The following is a 26,642-nucleotide window of genomic DNA, read 5'->3' as shown; positions in this document are numbered from 1 at the left end:
GAACCCGCCAGATAACGCGAAGGGCCCCGCCGCGGCCGGTCACGGCGCGACGGGGCCCTCACGACCTCATTTGACCTGATAGGCCCTGATCACGGTCTCGCTGAACCCGTTGCCGCCGGTGTCGGCGGCGTTGACGCGCAGCGAGACGAAGGCGCCGCGGGCGGCGGCCGGGTGCCACGTCTCCGCGGCCCACATGTGCCTGCCCGACGGGTGCACCAGCGTGGGCAGCCAGGTGCGGCCGTCGTCGTAGGAGATCTCCAGGGTGAGCCGGCGCAGCGGCAGGTCGGGAGAGCCGTCCTGGCGCTGGACGCGCAGCGGGATGCGCAGGTGGCCCGCGGCGGCCCGGTTGCGGTCGTCCAGCTCGGGGCTGATCTTGACGGCCAGCAGCGGCAGCACCTGCCGCCGGCCTGGTTCGGCCGACTTCGACCTGAACCTCCACTCGGCGCTGACCCGCGTGGAGACCTTGGTCTGGCCCGGGTCGCGGCCGGCGGTCATGGTGAGCCGGTATTCGCTCGCCTTCCCCTCCGCGGGCACGCCCACCGTGCCCGGCAGGTAGTCGGCGGCGAAGATCTCCTTGCCGTCGCGGTAGAGCTTGGCCTGCGGGGTCGTGTACTCGGCGAAGGAGAGGCGGTCGGGCGTGCCGTCGTCGAACAGGCCGGCCGCGAACTGCAGCGTGTTCTCCTCGCGCCAGTTGAGGTCGCCGTCGGGGGCGAGCGCGGCCGCGAAGACGCCGGTGTTCCAGCGGTCGGTGCTCTTCTCGCCGGCCCGGTAGAGGGTGGTGTCGCCGAAGAAGAACTGGTGGGTGTCGTTCCATCCGTCCGGCGGCGTCCGGTACTGCACGAAGGACGGGTACCAGCCGGTGTCGGCGGGCGTGTAGTACTCGGTCCTGCGGAACGGCAGGGTGAACCGGGAGACGCCGATGTACGGCATCCAGGCCAGCTCCGTCCCGTACAGCACCGGCAGCGCGAGGTGCTCGCCCAGCTTGGCGTCGTGCTGCGCGGCGTAGGTGGAGGTGACCTCGGCGAGGTCTCGGCGGCGCGGGCGGTAGCCGGGGTCGGCGGGGATGCGCGGCTCGGCCTTCATGAAGTGGTAGAAGTACGGACTGTCGTCGTAGGAGCCGTCGCCCTTCGGCCTGGCCCACTGCGTCCACCGGTAGAAGGCGAAGTTCTTGCTCGCCGTCCGGGCCGTGGGGATGGCTTTGATGCCCTGGAGGCGGTCCGCGCCCCACATGCCGGCCAGGTCGACGTCCACACCCATCGGCTGCACGCCGTCGGCGAGCTGGAGCATGCCCAGCATGCCGATGGCCAACCGGGCGGTGGGCTCGTCCGTACGCACATCCACGGCCCTGGCCTTGCGGGCGTCGGCGGCGACGACGCGGTCGGCGTCGAGGGTGAACTCCGGATCGGCGGCCATCACCATGGCGCCGTCGCTGTCCAGCATGAGGGTGACGACGGTGTAGCGGTGGCCCTTGAGCAGCCGGAGGTCCAGCGCGCCGCCGGAGATGTCGTAGTTGCGCTGGTCCTTGGCGTCGAGGTCGATCACTCCGGCGAGGGCGGCCTGGGCCGGCCGCCCGTCCGTGCCGGTGAAGCCGAGCCTGACCGCGCGCTTCTCCGGCTCGACCCTCATGCCGATGCCGGTGCGTACGGAGACGTCGGCGTTCCTGGCGACGACCGTGCCGCTGAACACGCCGACCCGGCCCGGCTCGGCGGTCACCTTGACCTGGGCGGTGCCGCGCGCGGGCACCTCCACCGCCGTGGCGCCGAGTTTGAACGGCGTCACGGTCGCGCCCTCGCCGTCCTTGGCGACCACGCTGAGGTCCAGCCGGACGGCCGCGTCTCCGTCGTTCCGGTAGGTGAGCGTCCGCTCCCGCGGCGCGGTGCTGGGCAGCTCGACCTCTCCCATGCTCAGCGTGGCGGGCTCGGCCGTGATCTGCTGGGAGACGGCGCGCGCGACGTCCACGCGGCCGGCGCCCTGAACGTAGGCGCCCAGCTCGTCGCCGGGCGATGTGGAGGCCATCAGCGCCGCCTTGATCCGGTCCGCCTTCCATTCCGGGTGCCTGCCCGCGACGATCGCCGCGGCTCCGGCCACGTGCGGCGTGGCCATGGACGTGCCGCTCATCGTCGTGTACGGCTCGCCGTCCGGGGCGCCGGTGCCCTGGGCCTTGGCCGCGACGATGTTCACGCCGGGCGCGATCAGGTCGGGCTTGACCGCGCCGTCGCCCTGGCGCGGGCCCGTGCCGCTGAACTCCGCGACCGTGTCGTCGTCGCGGTGGGAGGCGCCGACCGAGAGCGCCCGGTCGGCGGTGCTCGGCGAGCCGACCGTCTGGGGGCCGTCGTTGCCGGACGCGATGACGAACAACGTGCCGTACTTCTCCGACAGGCTGTTGACGGCCTGCTCCACCGGGTCCTCGCCCGGCGAGTCGGGCTCGCCGAGGCTCAGGTTGGCGACGCGGGCGCCGTTCTCCGCCGCCCAGGTCATGGCCTCGATGATGGCCGAGTTGGGGCAGTATCCGCTCTGCACGCAGACCTTGCCGATCAGCAGCCTGGCGCCGGGGGCGACGCCCTTGTACCTGCCGCCCGAGGCGGCGCCGGAGCCGGCGATGGTGGTGGCGACGTGGGTGCCGTGGCCGTTGAGGTCGCGGACGTCGGGCTCGTCGGTGAAGTTCCGTGACTCGGCGACCAGGCCTTGGAGGTCGGGGTGGGCGGGGTCGTAGCCGGTGTCGAGCACCGCGACGGAGACGCCCTCGCCCGTGTGACCGGCCGCCCAGGCCTGCGGCGCGCCGATGTGCGGGACGCTGACGTCGAGGGAGAGCCTGGCCTTGCCGTCCAGCCAGATCTTCTCGGGCGCGTCCGCCGCCGTCCTGGCCTGGCCCGTCAGGGTCTTCCACAGCGCGCCGGCATCGGCGCGCGCCTCGCTCCGCGCGACCCCGTTGATCGCGGGCAGCGGGCGTCCGCCCGCGGCGCGCAGCGTGGCGGCGCCGGCCTGGCCGGGGTACGTCACGATCAGCGGGAGCGACGGGCTGCTCGCGTCGTCGTACCCGAGTGCGGCGAGCCGGGTGACGTTGAACAGACGCGGGTCGAGCCGGCCGGCGGCCAGAAGGGGCATGGCGTCCGTGGGGACGACGCTGAGCCCGTCCTCGCCCCGGCGGTGAACGAACGAGACCTTCTCTCTGCCGGGGCCCGGCTTGACGGTGAGCTGGGTCTGCTTGCCGGGGAGGGCGCGGAGAGTGACCTTGTCGCCGGTGACGAGGGTGATCGTCTTCGGCGGCCCGGCCGGTTTCTCCGGTCGGGCCGGGTTCGGGGTCGCCGTGGTGGACGGGGGTGGGGTGGGGTCCGCGTGGGACGGCGTGGCGGCCGTCACGACGGCCGCTATCACGACACCCAGGAGGGTGATTCTCTGGAGCACATCGTGCTTTCTAATTGTCTGTGAAATTTGGTGACAAGGTGGTTGGTGTGGCCTATTGCGGCAACTGCCGGAAGTGGCCAAGATCGTGGGCATGCTTGAGGACGGCCGCGCGCTGGAGGTCGTGGGGATCAGCGCCTTCGACGAGCGGATCTATCGCGGGGTGCTGGCCTGTCCCGGCATCACCGTTCAGGAGCTCGTCATGCGGAGCGGGGAGAGCGCGGGGCGCATCCAGTCCTCGCTGAGCAGACTCCGCGCCAAAGGGCTGGTCAGCCGACTGTGGGGGCGTTCGCCGCGCTGGACCGCGACGAACCCGGGGACCGCGATCCGCTCACTGGTGCGCGGCCTCCAGAGCGAGCTGGAGCGGCTCACCGACACCGCCGACGAACTCGAGGCCGCCTTCCGCACCGTCGGCCAGGACCCCGGGGAGGGCGGCCAGTTCGAGGTCCTGGCGGGACCCGAGGAGCAGGCGCGGTGGTACGTCCGGCTGCAGCAGGAGGCCAAGGAGGAGGTGCTGACCTTCGACCGGCCCCCGTACGTGCTGGACTACCACAACCCGCTGCAGACCGGGCTGCTCCGCAACGGCGTCCGGTACCGGACCATCTACACGCCGGGGGCGTTCGACCACGCGGGGGCGTTCGACGAGGTGGGCAGCCTGATCAAGGCGGGCGAGGAGGCGCGGATCCTGCCCGAGCTGCCGTTCAAGATGGCGATCGTCGACCGGTGGCGGGCCGTCATGCCGCTGCACATGGACCCGCCGCTCACGCGTGGCGTGCTGATCCAGGGGTCCACCATGGTGGTGGCGCTCGTGGAGCTGTTCGAGCGGCTGTGGCGGGAGGCGCTGCCGGTGCGGCCGGAGCTGTGGCGGGAGCCCGGCTCCGCGCCGGAACCCGCCGGGGAGGAGCCGGGCCCGCTGGAGCCGGTCGGAGAGACGCCCGGGGCGGCGGGGCTCGGTGCGGAGGATCGCCGGCTGCTGGCGCTGCTGGCGGCCGGGCTCAAGGACGACGCCATCGCCCGCCAGCTCGGCACCAGCCCGCGCAGCCTCCGCCGCCGCCTGCGCCACCTCCTGGACGAGCTGAACGCCGAGACGCGCTTCCAGGCAGGCGCCCAGGCCAGCCGCCGCGGCCTCGTCTGAGCACCCCACTCCCCGGCCCCTGAACCGGCCCCGACGCCCGGCAGCCACCCCGGCCGCTCCCCACGCGCGCCGTCGCCGGCCCCGCCGCCCCGTACCGGCCCGACGTCGGGCGGCCGGCTCCTGTCCTCTCGATCCGGCCCCATGGGCGGCAGCCGGCCGACGGTCAGGGGCGGAGGGACGTGTACAGGTCCAAGGTGCGGTGGGCGATGCGTTCCCAGGAGAAGTGCTCGACGGCCCTGGCGCGCCCCGCCTCGCCCATCGCCCGGGAGCGATCCGGGTCCCCCAGCAGCGCGTTGACGCGGTCGGCCAGGTCCGCGGCGAACCGGTCCGGGTCGTGCGGGGTGCCGTCGGCTCCCTGGGAGATCGGCACGAGCAGCCCCGTCTCCCCGTCGGCCACCACCTCGGGGATGCCGCCGGTCGCCGTCGCCACCACGGCCGTCTGGCAGGCCATGGCCTCCAGGTTCACGATGCCCATCGGCTCGTAGACCGACGGGCACACGAACACCGTCGCGTGCGTCAGCAGCTGGATCACCTCGGGCTTGGGCAGCATCTCCTGGATCCAGAAGACGCCCTCGCGGTCGAGGTCCCGCACGAGCTGCTTCACCTCGTCGGCGATCTCCGCCGTGTCGGGCGCGCCCGCGCAGAGCACGAGCTGGGCGCCGGGGTCGAAGGAGCGCGCCGCGTGCAGGAGGTGGATCAGGCCCTTCTGGCGGGTGATGCGGCCGACGAAGATCACGTATGGCCTGCGCGGGTCCACGCCGTGCTTCTGCAGCACGTCCAGGCCGGGGTCGGGGGTGTATTCGGCGGTGTCGATGCCGTTGTGGATGACGCTGACCTTGTCCGGCGGGATCTCCGGGTACGCGGCCAGGACGTCGCGGCGCATGCCCTCCGACACCGCGATCACCGCGTCCGCGGCGGCCAGGGCGGTCCGTTCGGCCCAGGACGAGATCGTGTAGCCGCCGCCGAGTTGCTCGGCCTTCCACGGCCGCAGCGGCTCCAGGCTGTGCGTGGTGATCACATGCGGGATGCCGTAGAGCATTTTCGCGACATGCCCGGCGAAGTTGGCGTACCAGGTGTGGGAGTGCACGACGTCGGCGCCCCCGCAGGCGGCGGCCATCTCCAGGTCCACGCCGAGCACCTGCAGGGCGGCGTTGGCGTCGGACAGCCCGGCCGGCACCCGGTGGGCGGTGACGCCGGGCTCGTCGCGGTCGGCGCCGAAACAGCGCACCCGTACGTCGGCCAGCCGGCGCAGCTCCCTGGCCAGGTATTCCATGTGCACCCCGGCGCCGCCGTACACCTCGGGCGGGTACTCCCGGCTCAGCAGATCAACACGCATGAGACGACCTTACGGTGGTCGGCGTCCAGCCGACCACCGCAAGCCGCGGGTGTCGCGCTTACGGTGGTCGGCGTCCAGCCGACCACCGCAAGCCGCGGGTGTCGCGCTTGCGGCGTCTGTGAGAGCGCGATCGGTGGGCAAGATGCGGCAAATCGGGACACGAAGGAAGTTAACCCTGCCGTGATCTGTCGATAGATCGGCCATTTGAGGGTAGCGTCTCCCGCATGAGGTCCCGGAGGGTGCTTGCGGTCGTACTGGCAGGTGGAGAGGGCAAGAGGCTCATGCCGCTCACGGCGGATCGGGCGAAACCGGCGGTGCCGTTCGGGGGGATATATCGGCTCATAGATTTCGTGCTGTCGAACCTGGCCAACGGCGGGTTCCTGAAGATCGTCGTACTGACCCAGTACAAGAACCACAGCCTGGACAGGCACGTCTCGCGTACCTGGCGGTTGTCGGCGATGCTGGGCAACTACGTGACGCCCGTGCCCGCGCAGCAGCGGCTCGGGCCGCGGTGGTTCTCCGGATCGGCGGACGCGCTGTTCCAGAACCTCAACCTGATCTACGACGAGATGCCCGAGCACGTCATCGTGTTCGGGGCGGACCACATCTACCGCATGGATCCGCGGCAGATGGTCGAGCAGCACGAGGACTCCGGCGCGGACGTGACGGTGGCGGCGATCAGGCAGCCGCTGTCGCTGGCCGACCAGTTCGGGGTGATCGAGACCGATCCGGAAGGGCGCAGGATCGTCGCGTTCAGGGAGAAGCCCAAGGACGCGGTGGGGCTCGCGGACTCCCCCGACGAGGTGTACGCCTCGATGGGCAACTACGTGTTCAAGACGCAGTCCATGATCGACGCGCTCCGGGAGGACGCGCTCGACCCGACCAGTAAGCACGACCTGGGCGGCAACATCATCCCCATGCTGGTCAAGTCGGGCGGAGCCGACGTGTACGACTTCGCCAACAACATCGTGCCGGGGTCGAGCGAGCGCGACCGCGGCTACTGGCGTGACGTGGGGACGCTGGACGCGTACTACGAGGCCCACATGGACCTCATCTCCGCGCATCCCATCTTCAACCTCTACAACGACAAGTGGCCGATCTTCACCGGGCACGACCCGCTGCCGCCGGCCAAGTTTGTGCACAACGAGGGCGACCGGGTGGGGCGGGCGATCGACTCGCTGGTGTCGCCCGGCGTGATCGTGTCCGGCGGCACGGCGGTCAGGTCGATCCTGTCGCCCAAGGTGGTGCTCCACTCGCACGCGCTGGTGGAGGACTCCGTGCTGATGGAGAACGTCAAGATCGGGCGGGGCGCGATCGTGCGCAAGGCGATCATCGACAAGAACGTCGTGATCCCGGACGGGGCCCGGATCGGGTTCGACCTCGAGTACGACCGCACCCGGTTCGCGCTGACCCGGGGCGGGGTCGTGGTCATCGGCAAGAACGAGATCGTCGACCGGTAAGGCGGCTCGGCATCGGCTCAACGCCCGGGTCACCGCGGTCGGCGCCCGGGCGGGTCCGCGTGCGAGGGCGGGGAACGAGACACGCGGCGGATGAGGGGTTGGGCGCCCCGAAGCGAGGGCCGAGGAGCCCCCGGGCACGTGTCGCATCCCGGGACAGAACCGGTCGAGAGCCTCTAGAACCGGACGAGCCAGGTGCTCGGCAGCCGGAAGCCGCCCATGTCGCCGACGCCATGGTCGTCGACGTAGAGGTCCCTTTGGACGGCCATGCAGGCCGTGGTGGTGATCCTGCCAGCGGTGACACCCGAACGGTCGATGCCGAGCGCGTACGTGGTCTGCCTCACGCCGACGCCGCAAGTGGAGGAGCCGGCACTCGCGGGGCCCGCCATACCGACGAACGCGACCGCGGCGACAACAGCGCCAGCTGCGGCTATGAGGCCACCTTTCACGATCTCTCCCTGTAGTCGCAGTGACAACGCTTCATCACTCTACGTAGAGAATGCCCGAACAGAGGGTAACGCCACGCGGAGGCCATAGCCATGGGTTATGGCAAGAGGTCTTGGACGTCCCGAAGGCCGGTCGCGGATCATCGTCGGCATGAGCACGACACGCCTCCGTACCTTGATCGTCGCCCTGGCCCTGGTGGTGACCGGTGCCTGCGGAAGCAGCACGCCGGCGCCTTCCGGAACGCCGGCGCCTTCCGCCGGCGTGGTGGCGGCCGCGCAGGCGTACGTCGATGCCGTCAACGCCCGCGACCTGGACGCGCTCGTGGCCTCCTTCACCTCCGACGCCGAGATCGTCGACGTCGGCCGCAGCATCCGCGGCCACGACGCGATCCGCACCTGGGCCGGCAACGAGGTGATCGGCGGGACCCTGCGCGTCGTCTCGGTCGTGGAGAGGCGCGCGGACGGCCAGAAACTGCTGGTCCACTGGGCGCCGGCGGGCTCGGACGGATGGCGCGCGCACTACGACTTCACGCTCGGCGGCGGCCGCATCGTCAAGGCCGACCTCCAGTACGCCTGACCGCTTCTTCGCCGATTGGGTCTTGATCCCGCCCTGGTTCGGGATCACGCTGAACGGCAGGAGGCAGTGACATGTCGCACCCACTCGGAGTCAGCCGCCCGGATCTCGAAGTCACCGACCTGCCCACGCCGGAGGAGGTCTTCAAGGTCTCCAAGATCGGCACCAAGGAACTCTTCAAATACGCCGTCGGCCCCAGCCTGATCGCGCTCGGCATCTCGATCGGCAGCGGCGAGTGGCTGCTCGGCCCGCTCAGCGTCGGCCAGTACGGCTTCGTCGGCGTCGGCTGGGTCATCCTGGTGTCGGCGCTGCTCCAGACCTTCTACAACGTCGAGTGCTCCCGCTACGTCGTCGCCACGGGCGAGACGCCGGTGGTCGGCTGGGGGCGCGTGCCGCCGGGCTGGCCGCTCTGGGTGCCGCTGTCCGTCTTCGTGGTGATCTTCGCGTTCATCGCGGGCGGCTGGGCCGCCTCGGCGGGTCAGGGCGTGTACGCGCTGGTCCACGGCGCGCCCCCGCCCGCCGACGCGGTGGAGCCGCGCCTGTGGGCCATCGGCCTGCTCGTGCTGGTGTTCCTCATCACCGCGGCCGCGCGTCGCGTCAGCCGCGCCCTGGAGCTGGCGAACTGGGTGATGGTCGGCTCCATCCTGCTCGCCCTGCTGGCCGTCGACCTGCTCGTGGTGCCGTTCAGCCAGTGGTGGGAGGGCATCCGCGGCTTCATCACCCCCGCCGCCCCGCCCGCCGGGATCACCGCGACCCAGCTCGGCGCCCTGGCCGGCTTCACGGCGCTGGCGTCCGGCCTGAACTGGTACGTCATGGGCCACTACCGCGACAAGGGCTACGGCATGGGCCACCGCGTCGGCTACATCGCGGGCCTGCGCGGCGAGCGGCGCCAGATCCTGGCCAGCGGGGTCACCTTCCCCGACGACGAGCGCAACAGGGGCCTGTGGCGCCGATGGTACCGGCTGCTGCTCATGGACATGTGGGGCGTGTTCTTCGTCGGCGCGATCCTCGGCGTGCTGCTGCCCACGATCCTCATGCGGCAGATGGTCACGCTGACGGGCGAGACGCCGACACGGGCGAACGTCCCGACGTTCGTGGCGAGCGCGCTCGGCGACGAGTACGGGCGCACGGCCTTCTACATCGCGCTGGCGGTGGGCGTGCTGATCCTGTTCTCCACGCAGCTCGGCATCTTCGAGGCGATGGTGCGGGTGACGACGGACGCCGCCAACGCCACCAGCCCCCGCCTGCGCCGGCTCATCGAGGGCGACCCGCGCAGGTTCTACTACCCCTTCATGCTCCTGCTGCTGGTGATCATCTCGATCGTCATCTTCCAGACGCTGCCGGTGGGGCTGGTGGAGTGGTCGGCCAACATGTCCAACCTGGGCGCGCTGATCTATCCGTTCCTGCTGATGTACCTGAACAGCAAGCTCCCGCGCCCGGCCCGCCCCCGGCCGTGGCATTACATCATCCTCGTCCTGAACTTCCTCTTCTTCGGCTTCTTCTTCGTCAACTTCATCGCCGACTTCGTGGGCGACCCGCTGGTGACCTTCTAAGCCGGATCGGCCGAAGTCAGGAAGACGTCGCCGTTGCCCGGGGCGGCGCCGCCGGTCGGGGTGCCGTAGGTCAGGCCGGTGATCGCGATCTGACCCGAGGGGGTGGCGGCGGCGTACAGGTTGGGCTCGGCGAAGGAGTCGACGGCGTCGTCCCTCGCCGTGCCGAGCTGGACGGCGGCGCGCTGCGTGCCCCGCCCGTCGAGGCGCGCCGCGAACACGTCGGCGCCGCCTGCCTGCACCCCGATCCGGCCACGGGTGTAGCCGGCGATCCCCACCTCGCCGCCGGGCAGAGGCGTCACGGCGGCGCCCTCGTCGGCGGCGGAGGTGGCGAGCGTGTGGTGCCAGCGGCGGCGGCCCTGGGCGGTGTACGCCACCGTGTACGCGTCCCCGCCGGACGCGCCCGTGGCCACGGCCAGGCCCGACGTGGTGACGGCCACCGCGTTCAGCCGGTCGTCGCCCGCGCCGCCGACCATGGTGGCCCATGACCTCGTCCCGTCGGCCGCGGTGAAGGCGGCGAGCCAGCCGTCCAGGCCGCCGGGCGCGGACGTGCCCGGCAGCGCGGCGGTGGCGCTGCCGGCGACGTAGAGGGTGGTGGCGTCGGCGGCTATGCCGTAGGCCTTGTCCTCGCCCGCGCCGCCGTACTGACGCAGCCAGGACAGCTCGCCGGCGGGCGTGAGCCTGGCGACGATGGCGTCCTTGTCACCGGCGTTGGGCCCGTCCAGCGCGCCCCGGGTGTAGCCCGTCACGTACGCGCCGCCGTCCGGCGCGGCGGCCAGGCCGTAGAGCCGGTCGGCGGCGTCCGGCGCGCCGAACTGGGTGATCCAGCGGACGGCGCCGTCGGGGCCGAGCCTGGCCACGAACGCGTCGTCGGCGGCGTTGCCCGGGTGCCGCCCGTCGAGGTCGCCCTTGGTGTACCCGGCCGCGAGCACGCCGCCGTCGGGCAGCGGCGCCACCCCGTACAGCCGCTCGTCGGCCGCCGTGCCGAGCTGCGTGGTCCAGCCGCCGATCCGGGTCAGCGCGGCGTCGAGCCGGCCCGCGTGCGGCTGCCCGTTCACGGGGCCGCCGACCGCGTAGCCGAGGGTAAGCGAGCCGTCGGCGTGGGCGGCGACGCCTCCCGCCCAGTCGGCGGCGGCCGTGCCGTGCAGCGGGGCTGGCAGCCCGGCCGGCGGCGTGACGCTCAATCCCGGGCCCAGCTCGGCCATGGCCTGCTCGAAGGCCGGCGTCCAGAACGACCAGTCGTGGCCGCCGTCCATGACCCGCAGGTGGGCGGAGATCGCGGGTGAGCGGCGGGCGGCGTTGTAGAGCGCGGCGGACTCGAAGTCGAGGTCGTGGCGGGCGTCGGCGGGGTCGGGGTTGGCGTACTCGTCGTCGCCCACGGCCACGAACAGCCGCACCGGGAGGTCGGGGTCCAGGCGGGGCAGCAGCTCGGGGTAGTTGAGCTCGCGGTAGACCTCGTCGGAGAACCTCTCCTGGCCCCGGCCGAAGGCGCCGTGGTCGCGGGTGGAGGAGTCGGCGGGCGGCAGCGGCGTGTAGACGGCCGGGCTGAGCACGGCGGCGGCGCTGAAGACGTCCTGGTGGGCGAGGGCGAACCGCAGCGCGCCCGCGCCGCCCATCGAGTAGCCGCCGACCAGGCGGGCCTCCCGGATCGGCGCCGTCCGGTACGTCGCGTCCACGTGGGCGACCAGGTCGCGGGCCAGCGCCGTCTCCACCGGCCGTCCGGGCAGGTCGGCGCCGGTGTAGCGGGAGTCGACGTACCAGCTGCCGCGGCCGCTCCACGGCGCGTCCGGCATGACGGCGATCACCGGCGGGATTCGCCTGGTGCGGATCAGGTCGTCGAGCACGGTCTTGACGCGGGTCCACGCCTGCATGGTGTCGCCGCGGCCGTGGAGCAGGTAGAGGACCGGGTGGCGGGTGGCGCCGCGGTCGTAGCCGTACGGGAGGTAGGCGGTATAGGCGATGCGCTCGCCGTCCAGTGCCGGGGACGGCGCGGAGCCCGTCGTGAGGGTTCCGCCCGCGCGCGTGCCGGTCTCGCCGGGCACGGCGAGGAGGGAGAGCGCGGCGAGGGCGGCCAGCGCGGCGGCGCCGATCCAGCGGGGCAGGGGCATCGACCACTCCGAGCCGTAAACGTTTACAGTACGCACCTTGCGGTGTTTCGGGAGAGTTTCGTGGGGTGGGTGTCGCCGTGTCAACCCGTCTGGTGGCGGTCGCCTCGCCGCTGCGCGAGGGATACGGACCGTCGCCGGGCGAACACTTCCAGGTTACTCGAAATGATCTCGGCGGCGTCCGGCCCGTTGCTAGCTTTGCCGCCGTTGTGTCAGCTATCGGAGGGAATCGACCATGGCCTTGTCATTCGGCCGCATGACCCGCCCCGTCGGCCTCGGGCTCGCGGTGGCGCTGGGCGCGACGCTGTCCCTCGGCGTCGCCACGCAGGCCTCGGCCACCGCCGGCCGGTCCGCGACCAGCGTCGCCGAGCAGCGGGTGAAGGTCTACGAGCTGGTGACGAAGGACGGCGGGTTCTTCTACACCGCCAGTGAGACGGAGAAGCAGAACGCGATCGCCAAGCACGGCTGGTCGACGACGCGGACCCCGCTCTACTACGTGTCCCGCGCCCCCTTCCCCGGCGGCAAGCCGCTCTACCGGCTCCGCTGGGCGAAGAAGGCGTCCTACATCGTCACCGCCTCCGTCACGGAGCGGGAGAAGCTCGTGACCTCGGGCGATTTCCGGTATGAGGGCATTCTCGGCTACGCGCCGGGCTCTGCCGACGCCGGTGGCGACGTGAAGGTGTTCCGCTTGTCGAACAACAACAAGTGGCGCCTGGCGATCGAGTCGCACACGGAGAAGATCCTGGCCAACGAGCCGGGCTGGAGGCTCGACGGCCCCCTTCTGTACCAGTTCGGCCAGTCGGGCTGAGCGTGAGGGGCGTCCCGGCCCTGCGCCGGGGCGTCCCCCGCCTCACGCCCGCAGAACGGTGACCTGCCGCCCCGCCGGGGTGCGGTCCTGATCGAATCGGACGCGGTCCTCCATCGGCGCCGCTTCTGGACGGCGATCGAAGATCACCAGGTAGCCGGTCTCGAGATCGAGCCTGTCCAGATAGCGGTCGAGCTGCGTGAGCCCCTCGTCCAGCGGATCCCGTTGACCGGGCCGCCACACCTTGAGCTCCATGGCCTCCCGCTGCACCTGCCGCTCGCCGTACGGCCAGCGCAGGTAGACGTCCAGCCGGCCCGTGCCCGCCGCGTACTCCCTGTCGAGGAGACCACCGCCGTTGACGATCCTGTGCAGGTAGGCCATGAGGGTGATCTGGCATGCGGCCTCGTGATAGGTGATGCCACGGAAGATCGCCTCGCCGTGCTGCTTCCAGAAGGCGGTGAACTCACGCAGCAGCTTGAGCAGGTCGAGACGGCCGTCGGACAGGACGAAGGAGCGCGAATCGTGCGCGACGTTGACTTCCACACCGAAGCCCAGCACGCGGAGGATGACCTCGCGGTAGATGGGGTTGGCGATTTCGACGGTAGATCCCAGGGCCACCAGGCCGAGATCACGCACGTAGGAGAAGTCGTCCGTGAAGACTGCGTCGAAGTCGATCGGCATGCCCGCGAGCACCGGTTCGATCACGCGCTTGACCCGCGGCTCATACAGCTTGGCGACAAGAGAATCCAGGTGGGTGGCGCGGGCGCGAATGAGTCGCTCCTTGGCCTGCTCCATGTGCTCGGCGGTGATCGGCTCCTCTGGAGGGACCCGCATCCAAAAGGTGATCTCCCAACCCAGGGCGTTGATCAGCCAGGGTTGCCCACGGGTGAAATTCCAGGCCGCGGCGAGGGCTTCCTTGGTGAACTCCTGCCCGGTCTCGGCGGTGTGCTGGCCGTAGAGCTCCTCCATGTCTTCTCGGGTGAAGTCGCCCAGGCGAAGGGACTGGACCGAGATGTTGAAGGGGCTGATCGCGCCGAGCCGGGTGGCGTCGCCACCTGAGGCGATCTTGTATTCCCGCACGTCCCGCAGCCCGCACAACACCACGGAGTTGGGAAAGGGAACGCCTCTGGGGCGATCGTTGTGGCCGATGCGTAGTTGCCGCAGGACCACTTTCAGGCTCTCCCCGTATAGGGCGTCGATCTCGTCGATGAGCAACACGAGCGGGAGCTCGCACTGGGCTGCCAGCGCCCGGAGGGCGGCGCCCAGCCGTGCACCCGGGGCGGCCTCAAGCCAGGAGCCCGGCGCCGAGTCGGTAGCCCACCGGAGCGCATCCAGCAGGATCAACTCCGCAGCCTCGTAGTCGTCGCCCGCCACGGAGGCCTCCTCGCAGGAGATCGCCACCACCACGGCGGCGCCTTCTTTGGTGAGCTCATACTCCAGGGAATGGAGCATCGTGGTCTTGCCTGACTGACGCGGAGCGTGGATCACGAAGAAGCGATCCAGGTCGATCAACTGGCGTGCCTCCGGAAGCCGGGGCTGCGACGGCACGACGTAGTGGATCCGAGGGTCGCAGGGGCCGGTGGTGTTGAAATACTTACGCTTGGCCACGGTCACAGTGTGCCACCAAGCGGTGACAGATTCGATCGACTCGGCTCACAAGCCAGATATCGCGGGCGGAGCACAAGCGGCCCGGCCCCTGCCGGCATGCCGCACACCGGCCGCGTCCCGGAACGGGCTCATAGCGGAACCTTTCCAATGACGCCACGAAGGATGCCGGCAGGGCTACAGTCGTGGCCGGGAGCATCGGCGCGTCGTCCCCGGTTCCGGTATCCGGGGACCGAACGGCGCCGATGCTCCTCTTGGTCCTCCGCCCGGCACCCGGCCTGCGAAGGAGCGGGCGGGGCCCGTCAGAAGTAGCGGGGGAACAGGTCCGTGGTGGGCCAGGTGGTGACCTTGCCGATCTGCTCGTTGATCCGGGGGCTCAGCACGTCGAAGTCGGGCGAGCCGCTCTCCTCGCCCCGGTTGAACAGCGCGGCGTAAGTGAAGCCGTTCTGCAGCCTTGCGGTGTAGGTGTACGTGCCCGGCAGCCCTCCGCTGTGCCAGGTGTTGAGGTGGCCCGTCACCTGGCGCACCCACAGGCCGGCGCCGTACCACGCGCCGTCCTCCGTGACGCCGGTCTCGGGCTTGGCCACCATCCTGGCGATGGAGGTGGAGTTCAGCACCGCGCCGGGCGCGTCGAGCACCTTCGCGAAGCGCACCAGGTCCACCGCCGAGGCCAGCCAGCCGCCTCCAGGGCCCCGGTTCTCCATGCTGAACCCGCCGTACGGGGCGGGGACGGTCTTGCCCGACGTGTCGGTGACCGTCTTGGCGGTCTGGTCCGACTCGTAGACGACCTCGCCGGGTGCGGCCTGGGACTTCAACGTGCGGCCGAGGCGCAGCCGCGTGATGCCGGCGGGCGCCAGGATCTTCTGCCTGACGTACGACTCGTAGCTCATGCCGGAGGCCTTCTCGACGATCATGCCGAGCAGCAGGTAGCCGTAGTTGCTGTAGGCGAACCGGGCGCCGGGCGCGAAGTCGAGCGGACGGCCGCTCGCGTACGTGACGATGTGGTCGCGGGTGATCGGGAGCGGGACGTCCAGGGTGCCGGAGATGGTGTGGTCGAGGTAGAGGTAGTCGCGCGAGATCTCGCGGTCCCAGCCTCCCGTGTGCTGCAGCAGCCGCCACACCGTCACCCTCGCCAGCCGGGGGTCGGCCGCGGTGGACAGGCCGAGCAGGGTGGCGACGGACGCGCCCAGCGTGAGCTTGCCGTCCTGCGCCAGCCGCATGATCGCCACGGCGGTGATGTGCTTGCTGAGGCTCGCGATGCGGAACAGCGACGTCGGCGTCACCGCGGGGACGGCCGGGTCGTCGCTGTAGCGGTAGCCCCTGGCCAGCACCAGCTTGCCGTTCTTGGTGATGGCCAGCTGCGCGCAGGAGATCTTGCGCTCCACGATGTACGTCTTCAGCACCTTGTCGAAGCCGGCGAGCGCGGCCGGCGCCACCCCGGAGGTCTGGACCGTGGCGGCGAGAGCCGGCTGCGCAGTGCCTAACGCGGCCACGGGCAACGTCACGGCGCCCGCCCGCAAGAACCCTCTTCTGGTAAGCCTTGAATCCTTATTCGGCATGACCAGATTCCTAGCCGATCAGCCGTTCTGGCAGGTGCCCTTTACACGACTTTTCAGGCGATCTTTCTAGGACCGTCACAGGCGGGGATGTACTCGGGACCCGCGCCTTTCCCGGTATCGGCGGAACTCCCGCACTACGGTTGATCGTTGAGGTCGGCGGCAACCAACCGATCTTCACAACCGAACTTCGACAGGGAGAGCAAAGCCGTGGTCTTCAAACGGATGCTGGGTGCTTTCGGTGTAGGCGCGCCCTCGGTGGACACCGTCCTGTCCACGCCGCGCACCCGGCCGGGAGGCACGCTGGAGGGCGAGGTACGGCTCAAGGGCGGCGACTTCGACGCCGAGATCGAGCACATCACCCTCGGCTTGGTGGCCCGGGTGGAGATCGAGCACGGCGACGGGGAGAGCGCCGGGATGAGCGAGTTCTCCCGCTTCCAGGTCTCCGGGCCGTTCACGCTGCGCAAGGGCGAGGACCGCGTGATCCCCTTCACGATCCCGGTGCCGTGGGAGGCGCCGATCAGCGAGATCGGCGGCCAGCCGCTGACCGGCATGGCGGTGGGAGTGCGCACCGAGCTGGCCATCGCCAAGGCCGTCGACAAGGGCGACCTCGACATGGTCGCGGTCGAGCCGCTGCCGTCGCAGCTGAGGATCCTGGAGGCGTTCCTGGACCTCGGCTTCCGGTTCAGGTCCGCCGACCTGGAGGCCGGCCGCCTGTACGGGGTGGACCAGGAGCTGCCGTTCTACCAGGAGATCGAGTTCCACCCGCCGGCACAGCAGCGCGGGGTCGTGGGCGAGGTCGAGGTCACGTTCGTGGCCACCCCGGCCGGGCTGACGGTGGTGCTGGAGGCCGACAAGCGCACCGGCCGCTACTCCTCCAGCGACGCCATCGGCCACTTCACGGTCAGTCACGAGGACGCGATGCGTACCGACTGGGCGGGCGAGATCGGCCGCTGGCTGTCCAGCCTCTCCCAGTACGGCCACGGCTCCTCGTTCGACCACGGCGGCCATTACGGCGGCCATTACGGCGGCCACGACCACGAGCGCCACGGCGGCGGCCTGGGCGCGGTGGCCGCCGCGGGCGCTTTGGGCGTGGCAGGCGGCCTCGTGGCGGGCGAAATCGTCGAAGAGGTCGCCGAGGAGTTCTTCGAGGGTGGAGACGAGGGCGGCGACTGGTAACCCGGCCTGAGCGCGGCCACGGGAGCTACCCGCGGCCGCGCTCCCCCGGATCGGAGCGGGACCGGCTTCGGACGCCGGGCCGCCCTCGTCAGGAATCGGTATGTGCAGGCCGGCCATGCCGTTGTCGTGAGCCTGCCCGTCCGCGCGTCGCCCACCCGGCTGATGAATGCTTCCAGCCTCTCTCGATCATGTGAGGCCGAGGCGGGGGGTTTCGGGGAGGGCGCCGTTCCAGGCCGGGCCGTGGACGTACGCGAGGTCCGCCTCCATGCGGGCCGCGGTCTCCCGGAGTGCGGGCAGGACGTCGCGCACCAGTTCAGCGGGGGTGGCGCGGCTGGCGTGGGTGGCGACGTTGACGGCGGCGACCACCCGCCCGGCGCGGTCGCGGATGGGGACGGCGAGCGATCGTACGCCCTCCTCCAGCTCCTGGTCGACCAGGGCGTAGCCGTCCGCGGCGGCCTGGCGGACGGCGGCCTTCAGCTCGGCGGTGGTGGCGATGGTGTGGCGGGACAGCGGCTTGGGGGTGATGGCGTCCAGCCGCTCCTCTGGCAGGGAGGCCAGGAGCACGCGCCCCATCGAGGTCGCGTACGCGGGGAAGCGGGTGCCGACCGTGATGTCCACGCTCATGATGCGCCGGGTCGGGACGCGGGCCAGGTACACGATGTCGTCGCCGGACAGCACGGCGACCGAGGCCGACTCGTGGACGCGGGCCACCAGGTCCGCCAGGTGCGGCTGCACGACGGCGCGGAAGGCACGGCCGGACAGGTGGGCGTACCCGAGCTCCAGGACCTTGGGCAGCAGGACGAAGCGGGTGCCCTCGGCGGCCGCGTAGCCGAGCCGTTCGAGGGTCTGGATCGCGCGCCGCACGGTGGCCCGCGGCTGCCCGGTGGCCCTGGCGGCGTCGGCGAGGGTCGAGCCCCCGGGCGCGGCGCCGAGCGCCACCATCACGGCCAGGCCGCGGGCCAGCGACTGCAGGTAGCCGGGGCCGAGTTCCTTCTTGGCGGCGCGTGAGAGGTCCTCGGTGGCGACGTCCCGCCCCGGCTCCGGGGCCGGCCGGGCCAGCGCCGCCTCCATTTGCGCGACGGTCTCGCGCAGCCGGGGCAGGGCGTGCTCGCGCAGGCCGGCGGCGGTGTGCCTGCTGGTGTGGCTGACCACGCTGACCGCGCACACGGGGTCGCCGCCGGGGCCGCGTACGGGCACCGCGACCGCCACCAGGCCCGGCTCGATGAGCTGGTCGTCCAGGGCCGCGGACGCCGGCGGGTCGAGCAGCGCGAGACCGGCCGCGCACCGGTCGGCCGGCAGCAGGTCGCCGACCCGGAAGGCCACGGACATGGTGCGCCGGCGGGTGAACTGGGCGATGAAGCGCACCCCGTCGCCGTCCCGCACGGCCAGCGACACCGACTCGTCCAGGTCCTCGGCCAGCCGCTCGGCCGGCGGGGACAGCACGTCACGCAGGCCGCCGCAGGCGAGGTACGCCTCCCCCAGCTCCATCAGCCGCGGCGCCGGCCGCACGTGCCGATCCTCCAGCCGGACGTAGCCGAGGTGGGCGAACGTGGCCAGCACGCGGTCCACCGTGGACCTGGCCAGGCCGGTCGCGCGGACCAGGTCGGTGGCGCCCATGCGCCGCCCGGGGTCGCGGGTCAGCTCGCGCAGCACGGCCAGGCCGCGTTCCAGGGTTCCGGCCGCTTCCATCAACACTCCTCGATCGGCCTGTGGTCCTTTGACAGGAGCGCCTCTCATTACAGATACTCGACCACACAATAGTGGACAAAAGTTCACTATGCGAACACTCCTGGTGAATGGAGCGTCGTGCGGAGAGACAAGGTGGTCGCGACCGCCGAAGAGGCGCTGGCCGGCGTGCATGACGGCGCGTCGTTCGCGGTCGGCGGCTTCGGCCTCAGCGGCATCCCCAATGTGCTGATCCAGGCCCTCTACAACACCGGGGTCACCGGCCTGGCCGTCGTGTCGAACAACTGCGGCGTCGACGGAGGCGGCCTCGGCGTCCTGCTGGCCGCCGGGCGCATCGCCCGTGTGACGGCCTCGTACATCGGCGAGAACAAGGAGTTCGCCCGGCAGTACCTCGGCGGCGAGCTGGAGGTGGAGCTGACCCCGCAGGGCAGCCTGGCCGAGCGGCTGCGCGCGGGAGGGGCGGGCATCCCCGCCTTCTACACCCCCGCCGGGGTCGGGACGCCGGTGGCCGACGGCGGTCTGCCGCTGCGCCACAACCCCGACGGCTCGATCGCGGTCGCCTCGCCGCCGAAGGAGGTGCGCGAGTTCGACGGCCGGCAGTACGTCCTGGAGCACAGCATCAGGACCGACTTCGCGCTGGTCCGGGCGGCGAAGGGCGACCGGCACGGCAACCTGGTCTTCAGCAAGGCCGCGCGCAACTTCAACCCCCTGGCCGCGATGGCCGGGCGCATCACGATCGCCGAGGTCGAGGAGCTGACCGAGCTGGACCCGGACGAGGTCCACCTGCCCGGCGTCTTCGTCCAGCGCGTTCTGGCGCTGACCCCCGAGCAGGCCGCCGACAAGGGCATCGAGAAGAGGACAACGCGCTCATGAGCTGGACGCGTGACGAGATGGTGGCCCGCGCGGCGGCCGAGCTGCGCGATGGCGACTACGTCAACCTGGGCATCGGGCTGCCCACCCGCATCCCATCCTTCCTGCCCGGCGACGTGGACGTGATCCTGCACTCCGAGAACGGCATCCTCGGCGTCGGCCCCTACCCCGCCGAGGACGAGGTCGACCCCGACCTGATCAACGCGGGCAAGGAGACGGTGACCGTGCGGGACGGGGCGGCGTTCTTCGACTCGTCGCTGTCGTTCGGCATGATCCGCGGCGGTCACATCGACGTGGCCGTGCTGGGCGCGATGCAGGTGTCGGCCGCCGGCGACCTGGCTAACTGGATGGTTCCCGGGAAGCTGGTCAAGGGCATGGGCGGGGCGATGGACCTCGTGCACGGCGCCGGGAAGGTCATCGTGATCATGGACCACACCGCCAAGGACGGGTCACCGAAAATCGTCAAGGAGTGCTCGCTGCCGCTCACCGGCAAGGCGTGCGTACACCGGATCATCACCGACCTCGGCGTGCTCGACGTCACCGAGGACGGGTTGCGCCTGGTGGAGACCGCGCCGGGGGTGAGCGTGGCGGAGCTGCGCGAACGTACGGAAGCCGAGGTGCTCGCATGAACACCGTCTACGTCGTGGACGCCGTCCGCACGCCCTTCGGGAGGCACGGCGGGGCCCTGGCCGGCGTCCGCCCCGACGACCTCGCCGCGCACGTCGTCGCGGCGATCGCCGAGCGCAACGGCGTCGAGGCCCCCGACGAGGTGATCCTCGGCAACGCCAACGGCGCGGGCGAGGAGAACCGCAACGTCGCCCGCATGGCCGCGCTGCTGGCCGGTCTGCCGATCACCACCCCGGGCGCGACCGTGAACCGGCTGTGCGGCTCCGGCATGGAGGCCGTCATCCAGGCGTACCGGATGATCGCGCTGGGCGACGCGTCCACGGTGATCGCCGGCGGCGTGGAGTCGATGACCCGGGCCCCGTGGGTGCTGCCCAAGCCGGACCGGGCCTTCCCCGCCGGCGGGCAGGAGCTGGTCTCCACGACGCTCGGCTGGCGGCTGGTCAACCCGAAGATGCCGGCCGAGCACACCGTGCCGCTGGGCGAGGGCGCGGAGCTGATCGCCGACAAGCACGGCATCGCGCGGGAGGAGCAGGACGCGTACGCGCTGGCCAGCCACCAGAAGGCGGCCAAGGCGTCGTTCGACCGCGAGATCGTGCCCATCGCCGGCGTGACGAGGGACGAGGGCATCCGCGAGGACACCTCGCTGGAGGCGCTGGGACGGCTCAAGCCGGTCTTCCGCAAGGGCGGCACGGTCACCGCCGGCAACTCCTCGCCGCTCAACGACGGCGCGGCTGCGCTGCTGCTCACCGATGAGGCCGGGCTGCGCGGCCGCGAGCCCCTCGCCAGGATCGTTGCCGGGGCCGCCAGCGCGCTCGAGCCCCGCTACTTCGGCCTCGGCCCGGTCGAGGCCGCGCGGAAGGCCCTGGCCAAGGCGGGCAAGGGCTTCGGCGACCTGGCGACGGTCGAGCTGAACGAGGCCTTCGCCGCCCAGGTGCTCGGCTGCCTGGCCGAGCTGCCCGATCTCGATCCGGCCCTGGTCAATCCGGACGGCGGGGCGATCGCGCTCGGCCACCCCCTCGGCGCGTCCGGCGCCCGGATCACCGGCACCGTGGCGCACCGGCTGGCCGCGGCCGGCTCCGGCACCGGTCTGGCTTGTCTCTGCATCGGCGTCGGCCAGGGCCTGGCCGTCGTACTGGAAAGGTAGCCGCTATGACCCCACCCCTCACCCAATCCGACATCGACCGCGAGATCGCCGAGCTGCACAAGGCCCACGACGGCGAGGAGGCGGACCAGCCGCGGCGCGACTTCGCCCCCTACCGCAGCAGCGCGCTGCGCCACCCCAAGCAGCCGCTGATCGCGGTGGACGACCCGGAGGCGGCCGAGCTGACCGGCCCGGTCTTCGGCGTCACCGACGTCACCGCGCTCGACGCGGACCTGACCAAGCAGCATCTCGGCGAGCCGCTGGGCGAGCGGATCACCGTGCAGGGGCGGGTGCTCGACCGCTCCGGGAGGCCGGTGCGCGGGCAGCTGGTGGAGATCTGGCAGGCCAACGCCTCCGGCCGCTACCTGCACCAGCGCGACGACCACCCGGCGCCGCTCGACCCGAACTTCACCGGCGTGGGCCGCTGCCTGACCGACGACGAGGGCCGCTACGCGTTCACCACGATCAAGCCGGGCGCCTACCCGTGGCGCAACCACGTCAACGCCTGGCGGCCGGCGCACATCCACTTCTCGGTGTTCGGCACGGCTTTCACGCAGCGACTGGTCACGCAGATGTACTTCCCGAACGACCCGCTGTTCCCGTACGACCCCGTGCTGAACTCGGTGACCGACGAGCGGGCCAGGCAGCGACTGGTGGCCGCCTACGAGCACGACCTGTCCGTGCCCGAGTGGTCGCTCGGCTACCGGTGGGACATCGTGCTGGACGGCCCGTCGGCGACCTGGATGGAGGAGGGCCGATGAATCCGACGCCTTCGCAGACCGTGGGCCCCTTCTACGGCTACGCGCTGCCGTTCCCGGGCGGCGGAGACCTGGCCGCAGGCGGGATCACCGTCCACGGTTACGTGTACGACGGGGCGGGCGATCCGGTGCCGGACGCGCTGCTGGAGTTCTGGCAGGCCGACCCGTCCGGCGACCTGTCGGGCGCGCCGGGGACGCTGCGGCGCGACCCGGTGACCGGGGCGGTCATCGGGCGGCACGGGCTCGACTTCACCGGGTTCGGGCGGGTGCCGACCGACGCCGACGGCCGGTACGCGCTGCGTACGCTCATGCCGGGCAACGGGTACATCAGCGTGTGCGTGTTCGCCCGCGGCCTGCTCCACCACCTGTACACCCGCATCTACTTCGGCCCCGACGCCTTCCTCGACGCGCTGCCGCCGCACCGGAGGGAGACGCTGGTCGCGGCGCGGGAGCGCGAGGGCGTCTACCGGTTCGACATCCACCTGCAGGGCGAGAAGGAGACGGTCTTCCTTGACTTCGGGTGACCCGCCCGCCGCGGACCTGGGCCTGTTGTCCCCCATGCGGGGCGCGGCCGAGGAGACCGGGGACGTCGCCGTCCTGCGTGCCCTGCTGGACGCCGAGGTCGCGCTGGTCCGGGCGCAGGCGGCGCTCGGGCTGGCGCCGGCGGAGGCCGCCGAGGCGGTGGCCGCCGCGGCGCGGGCCGGGGCGTTCGACCTGCCTGGGCTGGTCCGCCGGGCGCGGTCCGGCGGCAACCCCGTCATCCCGCTCGTGGAGGATCTTCGCGCGGCCGCGGGGCCGTTCGGGGCTTTCGTCCATCGGGGCGCGACCAGCCAGGACATCGTGGACACCGCGCTCATGCTGGTCTCGTACCGTGCGCTGGGACCGGTGCTGGGGGACGTCGAGCGGGTGGTGGCCGCGCTGGGCCGGCTGGCGGCCGAGCACCGCGACACGCCGATGGCCGCGCGGACGCTCACGCAGCAGGCCGTGCCGACCACGTTCGGGCTCAAGGCGGCGGGGTGGCGCAAGCTGGCCGCCGACGCCCTGGCCCGGCTGCGCACGGCGCGTGAGGCGCTCCCCGCGCAGCTCGGCGGCGCGGCCGGCACCCTGGCGGCCTTCCACCCCGAGCCACCGGACAGCGCCGCCGTCCAGGCGGGAAGCGCTCACACCGCGCCGGCGGACGAAGACGTCGAGGGGCAGGCGCGTGCCGAGACGTGGGCTGCCGGCGGGGCCGGTCGGCCGGACGTGGGCCGGCCGGGTGAGGACGTGGCGCTGCGGCTCGTGGCCCGGTTCGCCGGGGAGGTCGGGCTCGCCGAGCCGATCCTCCCGTGGCACGTGGTGCGGACACCGGTCGCCGATCTCGGCGGGGCGCTGGCGTTCGCGGCGGGGGCGCTGGGCAAGATGGCGGCCGACGTGCTCGTGCTGTCGCGTACCGAGATCGGCGAGCTGTCCGAGGGCGTCGGCGGCGGTTCCTCGTCCATGCCGCACAAGCACAATCCGGTCAGGTCCGTGATGATCGCCGCCGCGGCCCGCCAGGTGCCGGCGCTGGCCGCCGTCCTGTACGGCTCGCTCGCCGCCGAGGACGAGCGCCCCTCCGGCGCCTGGCACGCCGAGTGGCAGCCGCTGCGCGAGGCGCTCCGCCTGGTGGCCGGGGCCGCCCGCGACGCCGTCGAGCTGGTCGAAGACCTGCGCGTACACCCCGAGCGCATGCGCGCCAACCTGACCCTGCCCGGAACCCTGCCCGGATCGACCGGCTCCGCCGGCGTCCTCGTCGACCGGGCACTGGAGGAGGAGTGACGATGTTGCAGCACCGGCTTGACGGCCCGGAGAGCGGGGAGCCGCTGATCCTCGGGCCGTCGATCGGCACCTCCCTGCGCCTGTGGGAGCCGCAGCTGGCCGCGCTCGCGCGGACCTTCCGAGTGCTCAGATTCGACCTGCCCGGCCACGGCGGCTCCCCTCCGCCCGCCGCCGGATCGATCGGTCACGGAGGCCAGGCCGGTGCGCTCACCGTCGACGAACTGGCGCGCATGGTGCTGGAGGCGGCGGACGCGTACGGCTTCGGCGGCTTCCACTACGCGGGCGTCTCCATCAGCGGCGCGATCGGCGCGACCCTGGCGGTCCGCCACCCCGACCGGGTGCGGTCGCTGGCGATGATCTGCTCCTCGGCCACGTTCGGCGAGCCGCAGGCGTGGCGGGACCGGGCACGGCTGGTCCGCGACGGGGGCACGGCGCAGCTGCTGGAGGCCACGGCCAAGCGCTGGTTCGCCGGCCGGCCCGCGCAGGCGTTGCTGGACGACCTGGCCGCCGCCGACCCCGAGGGGTACGCGGCCTGCTGCGACGCCCTGGCGACCTACGACCTGCGCGACTCGCTGGCCGACGTCAAGGCCCCCACCCTGGTGGTGGCCGGGCGGGACGACCCGGCGACTCCGCCCGCGCACGCCAGGGAGCTGGCCGACGGCATCCCCGGCGCCACGCTCGTGGAGCTCCCCGGCGCCGCCCACCTGGCCAACGTCGACCAGCCCGAGCGCGTCACGGCCGCGCTCCTCGCCCACCTGCCCGCCACGCCGGGCATGCGGGTGCGGCGCGAGGTGCTGGGCGACGCGCACGTGGACCGGGCGATCGCCCGCACCACCCCGTTCACCAGGGACTTCCAGGACCTCATCACCCGCTACGCGTGGGGCGAGATCTGGACCCGGCCGGGCCTGGACCGGCGTACCCGCAGCTGCGTCACGCTGACCGCGCTCGTGGCCCACGGCCACCTCGAGGAGCTGGCCATGCACGTGCGCGCCGCGCTCCGCAACGGCCTCACCCCGGACGAGATCGGCGAGGTGCTCCTGCAGACGGCCGTCTACTGCGGCGTCCCCGCGGCCAACGCCGCCTTCGCCGTCGCCCAGCGCGTCCTGGAGGAGTGACCGGAGGTCAGCGCGACGGACGGGTGCGGCGGGCCCGCCGCAGCGCGAGGCCGGCCGCGGCCAGGAGGGCGAGCGCGAGGACGAACCAGGCCGGGCTCACGTCCGACAACCGGTCGGTGATCCAGCCCTGGACGGCGGTCGCGGCGTCCACGACCGGGTCGTCGGCCGCCTCCCCGGACAGGACGCGCAGCTCGTACCAGCCGTAGTAGGTGACGTACAGGCCGGCCAGGGCCAGCAGCGCCCCGCCGGCCCTGGACACGTACGGCAGCAGCCGCCGCAGCCGGGCCACCGCGGCGGCGTGGGCGAGCGCCACCGCCAGCGACAGCGCGGCCACGACCAGGCCCATGCCGAGCCCGTACGCCGCGAACGCCGCCAGCCCGCCGAACAGCCCGCCGCCCGACAGGGAGGCCGAGGTGACCGCCAGGAACGGCCCGACGGTGCAGGACAGGGAGGCCACTGCGTACGACAGGCCGTAGCCGTACAGGGACAGCGGCGAGGTCGTGGGGCGGCCGGTGGCCAGTCCGGGCAGGCGCAGGAGCAGCTCGCGCCCGGACAGCAGCCACAGGCCGAGTCCGGTCAGCGCCACCCCGATGACGATCGTCGCCCAGGGCAGGTAGCGGCCCACCGACACGGCCAGCGCGGTGACGGCGAGCCCGAACAGCCCGAAAACCGTGACGAACCCGGCCGTCATGGCGCCCGACAGCACCAGCGCCCTCGCGAGAGGCCGCCTCCGGCCCGGCCCCTCGTCGGCGATCAGGAGCGTGAGGTAGGCGGGCAACATGGCGAAGCCGCACGGGTTGAACGCGGCCACGGTCCCGGCGGTGAGCGCCAGGGCGAGCGGGAGGTCGGCGGAGCTCACGCGACCGCTCCCCCGCCGCGGGGTCCGGGCGCCACTGCCCCGTCGTACGGTCCGGCCACCGCCGTCACCCGCCGCGCAGCGCGCGGACGAGGTCGTCCAGCTGCTCCTTGCCGAGCGGTCCCGACGCCTTGGCGGTGGTGCCGTCCGGCTTCATGAACACGAACGTGGACTGCTGGCTGACGCCCAGCTTCGTCCACACGGCCCCCTTCTCGTCCGACAGATGCGGGAAGTTCTCCGTCTTGGTGCGCTGGACGAACTCCTTCATCGCCGCCTCGGTGTCCAGCCCGGCCACGCCGACGAAGGCGACGTCGCCGTACTCGGCGGCGGCGGCCTTGACGTGCGGCGCCTCGGACATGCACTTGGGACACCACGGCGCCCAGAACCAGAAGACCACGGGCTTGCCGGCCAGGCTCTCCCCCTGGAACGCCTTGCCGTCGAGCGTCGTGGCCGAGAACTTCAGCGCTTCCGGGACCCCCGCCTCAGCGGCGGCGGGCCCGCTGGAGGCCGAGGACGCACTCGCGGCGTGCGGGGCCGCCGTCGCCGCCGGGTTACCGGCCCCCTCCCCCTGCCCGCCGCAGGCGGTGACCAGCAGGGCGGCCGCCATCAGCGTGACCGCGGATCGAAATGTCAGCATGGGCCAAG

22 protein-coding genes are annotated in these 26,642 nt (G+C 72.1%); 13 read left to right on the top strand and 9 right to left on the bottom strand.

What is annotated here, in order from left to right; all coding sequences use genetic code 11:
• Window positions 1-66: 66 nt before the first annotated feature.
• Window positions 67-3,405, bottom strand: coding sequence for a S8 family serine peptidase (locus tag ID574_RS07060; RefSeq protein ID WP_188187885.1), 3,339 nt, complete (start codon window positions 3,403-3,405; stop codon window positions 67-69).
• Window positions 3,406-3,496: 91 nt separating this feature from the next.
• Between ID574_RS07060 and ID574_RS07055 the strand changes: the two genes are divergently transcribed.
• The gene (locus ID574_RS07055; RefSeq protein WP_188187884.1) at window positions 3,497-4,537 is read left to right on the top strand and encodes a TrmB family transcriptional regulator; all 1,041 of its coding nucleotides are present in this window, start codon (window positions 3,497-3,499) and stop codon (window positions 4,535-4,537) included.
• 163 nt (window positions 4,538-4,700) lie between these two features.
• Here ID574_RS07055 and glgA read toward each other — a convergent pair whose 3' ends face one another.
• The gene (gene glgA, locus ID574_RS07050; protein WP_188187883.1) at window positions 4,701-5,873 is read right to left on the bottom strand and encodes a glycogen synthase; all 1,173 of its coding nucleotides are present in this window, start codon (window positions 5,871-5,873) and stop codon (window positions 4,701-4,703) included.
• A 224-nt stretch (window positions 5,874-6,097) separates the two neighbouring features.
• Between glgA and glgC the strand changes: the two genes are divergently transcribed.
• Window positions 6,098-7,333, top strand: a complete 1,236-nt coding sequence (glgC, locus tag ID574_RS07045; protein WP_188187882.1) for a glucose-1-phosphate adenylyltransferase — start codon at window positions 6,098-6,100, stop codon at window positions 7,331-7,333.
• Window positions 7,334-7,506: 173 nt separating this feature from the next.
• On the opposite strand, the gene ID574_RS07040 is transcribed toward glgC, so the two are convergent.
• Entirely contained in the window at window positions 7,507-7,674 is a 168-nt protein-coding gene (locus ID574_RS07040) for a hypothetical protein (RefSeq protein ID WP_188187881.1), read from the bottom strand.
• A gap of 253 nt (window positions 7,675-7,927) precedes the next feature.
• Here ID574_RS07040 and ID574_RS07035 point away from each other — a divergent pair, with 253 nt between their 5' ends.
• Window positions 7,928-8,353: a nuclear transport factor 2 family protein gene (locus ID574_RS07035; protein ID WP_188187880.1), complete on the top strand. Its 426-nt coding sequence runs from the start codon at window positions 7,928-7,930 to the stop codon at window positions 8,351-8,353.
• A gap of 71 nt (window positions 8,354-8,424) precedes the next feature.
• Entirely contained in the window at window positions 8,425-9,903 is a 1,479-nt protein-coding gene (locus tag ID574_RS07030; RefSeq protein ID WP_188187879.1) for an Nramp family divalent metal transporter, read from the top strand.
• Here the strand turns inward: ID574_RS07030 and ID574_RS07025 are convergent.
• The gene (locus ID574_RS07025) at window positions 9,900-12,008 is read right to left on the bottom strand and encodes an alpha/beta hydrolase-fold protein (protein ID WP_188187878.1); all 2,109 of its coding nucleotides are present in this window, start codon (window positions 12,006-12,008) and stop codon (window positions 9,900-9,902) included. The genes ID574_RS07030 and ID574_RS07025 overlap by 4 nt on opposite strands.
• Window positions 12,009-12,240: 232 nt before the next feature.
• On the opposite strand from ID574_RS07025, the gene ID574_RS07020 reads away from it, so the two are divergent.
• Complete coding sequence (locus ID574_RS07020; protein ID WP_188187877.1) at window positions 12,241-12,813, top strand: hypothetical protein; 573 nt, start codon at window positions 12,241-12,243, stop codon at window positions 12,811-12,813.
• A gap of 42 nt (window positions 12,814-12,855) precedes the next feature.
• Here ID574_RS07020 and ID574_RS07015 read toward each other — a convergent pair whose 3' ends face one another.
• Window positions 12,856-14,418 carry an AAA family ATPase gene (locus tag ID574_RS07015; RefSeq protein ID WP_188187876.1) on the bottom strand — a complete coding sequence of 521 codons (1,563 nt, stop codon included), beginning with the start codon at window positions 14,416-14,418 and terminating at the stop codon, window positions 12,856-12,858.
• Window positions 14,419-14,717: 299 nt separating this feature from the next.
• Complete coding sequence (locus ID574_RS07010) at window positions 14,718-15,920, bottom strand: serine hydrolase domain-containing protein (protein WP_223166434.1); 1,203 nt, start codon at window positions 15,918-15,920, stop codon at window positions 14,718-14,720.
• 261 nt (window positions 15,921-16,181) lie between these two features.
• Here ID574_RS07010 and ID574_RS07005 point away from each other — a divergent pair, with 261 nt between their 5' ends.
• Window positions 16,182-17,150: a sporulation protein gene (locus ID574_RS07005; protein ID WP_188187874.1), complete on the top strand. Its 969-nt coding sequence runs from the start codon at window positions 16,182-16,184 to the stop codon at window positions 17,148-17,150.
• Between the two features lie 186 nt (window positions 17,151-17,336).
• Here ID574_RS07005 and ID574_RS62365 read toward each other — a convergent pair whose 3' ends face one another.
• On the bottom strand, window positions 17,337-18,839 hold the full coding sequence (locus ID574_RS62365) for an IclR family transcriptional regulator domain-containing protein (RefSeq protein ID WP_188187873.1): 1,503 nt from the start codon (window positions 18,837-18,839) through the stop codon (window positions 17,337-17,339).
• A 117-nt stretch (window positions 18,840-18,956) separates the two neighbouring features.
• Between ID574_RS62365 and ID574_RS06995 the strand changes: the two genes are divergently transcribed.
• From ID574_RS06995 to pcaDC, 7 genes are read left to right on the top strand one after another with little or no spacing between them, the layout of a single operon-like run.
• Window positions 18,957-19,709, top strand: a complete 753-nt coding sequence (locus ID574_RS06995; RefSeq protein ID WP_188187872.1) for a CoA transferase subunit A — start codon at window positions 18,957-18,959, stop codon at window positions 19,707-19,709.
• On the top strand, window positions 19,706-20,335 hold the full coding sequence (locus tag ID574_RS06990) for a CoA transferase subunit B (RefSeq protein WP_188187871.1): 630 nt from the start codon (window positions 19,706-19,708) through the stop codon (window positions 20,333-20,335). The genes ID574_RS06995 and ID574_RS06990 overlap by 4 nt, the downstream gene beginning before the upstream one ends.
• Complete coding sequence (locus ID574_RS06985; protein ID WP_188187870.1) at window positions 20,332-21,477, top strand: thiolase family protein; 1,146 nt, start codon at window positions 20,332-20,334, stop codon at window positions 21,475-21,477. Before ID574_RS06990 ends, ID574_RS06985 begins: the two co-directional genes overlap by 4 nt.
• A gap of 5 nt (window positions 21,478-21,482) precedes the next feature.
• The gene (gene pcaH / locus ID574_RS06980; protein WP_188187869.1) at window positions 21,483-22,235 is read left to right on the top strand and encodes a protocatechuate 3,4-dioxygenase subunit beta; all 753 of its coding nucleotides are present in this window, start codon (window positions 21,483-21,485) and stop codon (window positions 22,233-22,235) included.
• Complete coding sequence (pcaG, locus tag ID574_RS06975; RefSeq protein WP_188187868.1) at window positions 22,232-22,756, top strand: protocatechuate 3,4-dioxygenase subunit alpha; 525 nt, start codon at window positions 22,232-22,234, stop codon at window positions 22,754-22,756. Before pcaH ends, pcaG begins: the two co-directional genes overlap by 4 nt.
• A complete protein-coding gene (locus tag ID574_RS06970; protein WP_223166433.1) occupies window positions 22,743-24,026 on the top strand; it encodes a lyase family protein in 1,284 nt (427 codons plus the stop codon). Before pcaG ends, ID574_RS06970 begins: the two co-directional genes overlap by 14 nt.
• Before the next feature lie 2 nt (window positions 24,027-24,028).
• Window positions 24,029-25,141, top strand: coding sequence for a bifunctional 3-oxoadipate enol-lactonase/4-carboxymuconolactone decarboxylase PcaDC (gene pcaDC, locus ID574_RS06965; protein WP_188187867.1), 1,113 nt, complete (start codon window positions 24,029-24,031; stop codon window positions 25,139-25,141).
• A 7-nt stretch (window positions 25,142-25,148) separates the two neighbouring features.
• Here pcaDC and ID574_RS06960 read toward each other — a convergent pair whose 3' ends face one another.
• Together ID574_RS06960 and ID574_RS06955 are read right to left on the bottom strand one after the other, a co-directional pair.
• Window positions 25,149-26,000: a cytochrome c biogenesis CcdA family protein gene (locus tag ID574_RS06960; RefSeq protein WP_223166432.1), complete on the bottom strand. Its 852-nt coding sequence runs from the start codon at window positions 25,998-26,000 to the stop codon at window positions 25,149-25,151.
• A gap of 64 nt (window positions 26,001-26,064) precedes the next feature.
• Complete coding sequence (locus ID574_RS06955) at window positions 26,065-26,634, bottom strand: TlpA family protein disulfide reductase (RefSeq protein ID WP_188187866.1); 570 nt, start codon at window positions 26,632-26,634, stop codon at window positions 26,065-26,067.
• Between the last annotated feature and the right edge of the window lie 8 nt (window positions 26,635-26,642).

Source organism: Nonomuraea sp. SYSU D8015, assembly GCF_008065375.1.
In the GTDB taxonomy this organism is placed as follows: Bacteria; Actinomycetota; Actinomycetes; order Streptosporangiales; family Streptosporangiaceae; genus Nonomuraea.
This window is presented reverse-complemented; position numbering and strand designations above follow the sequence as displayed.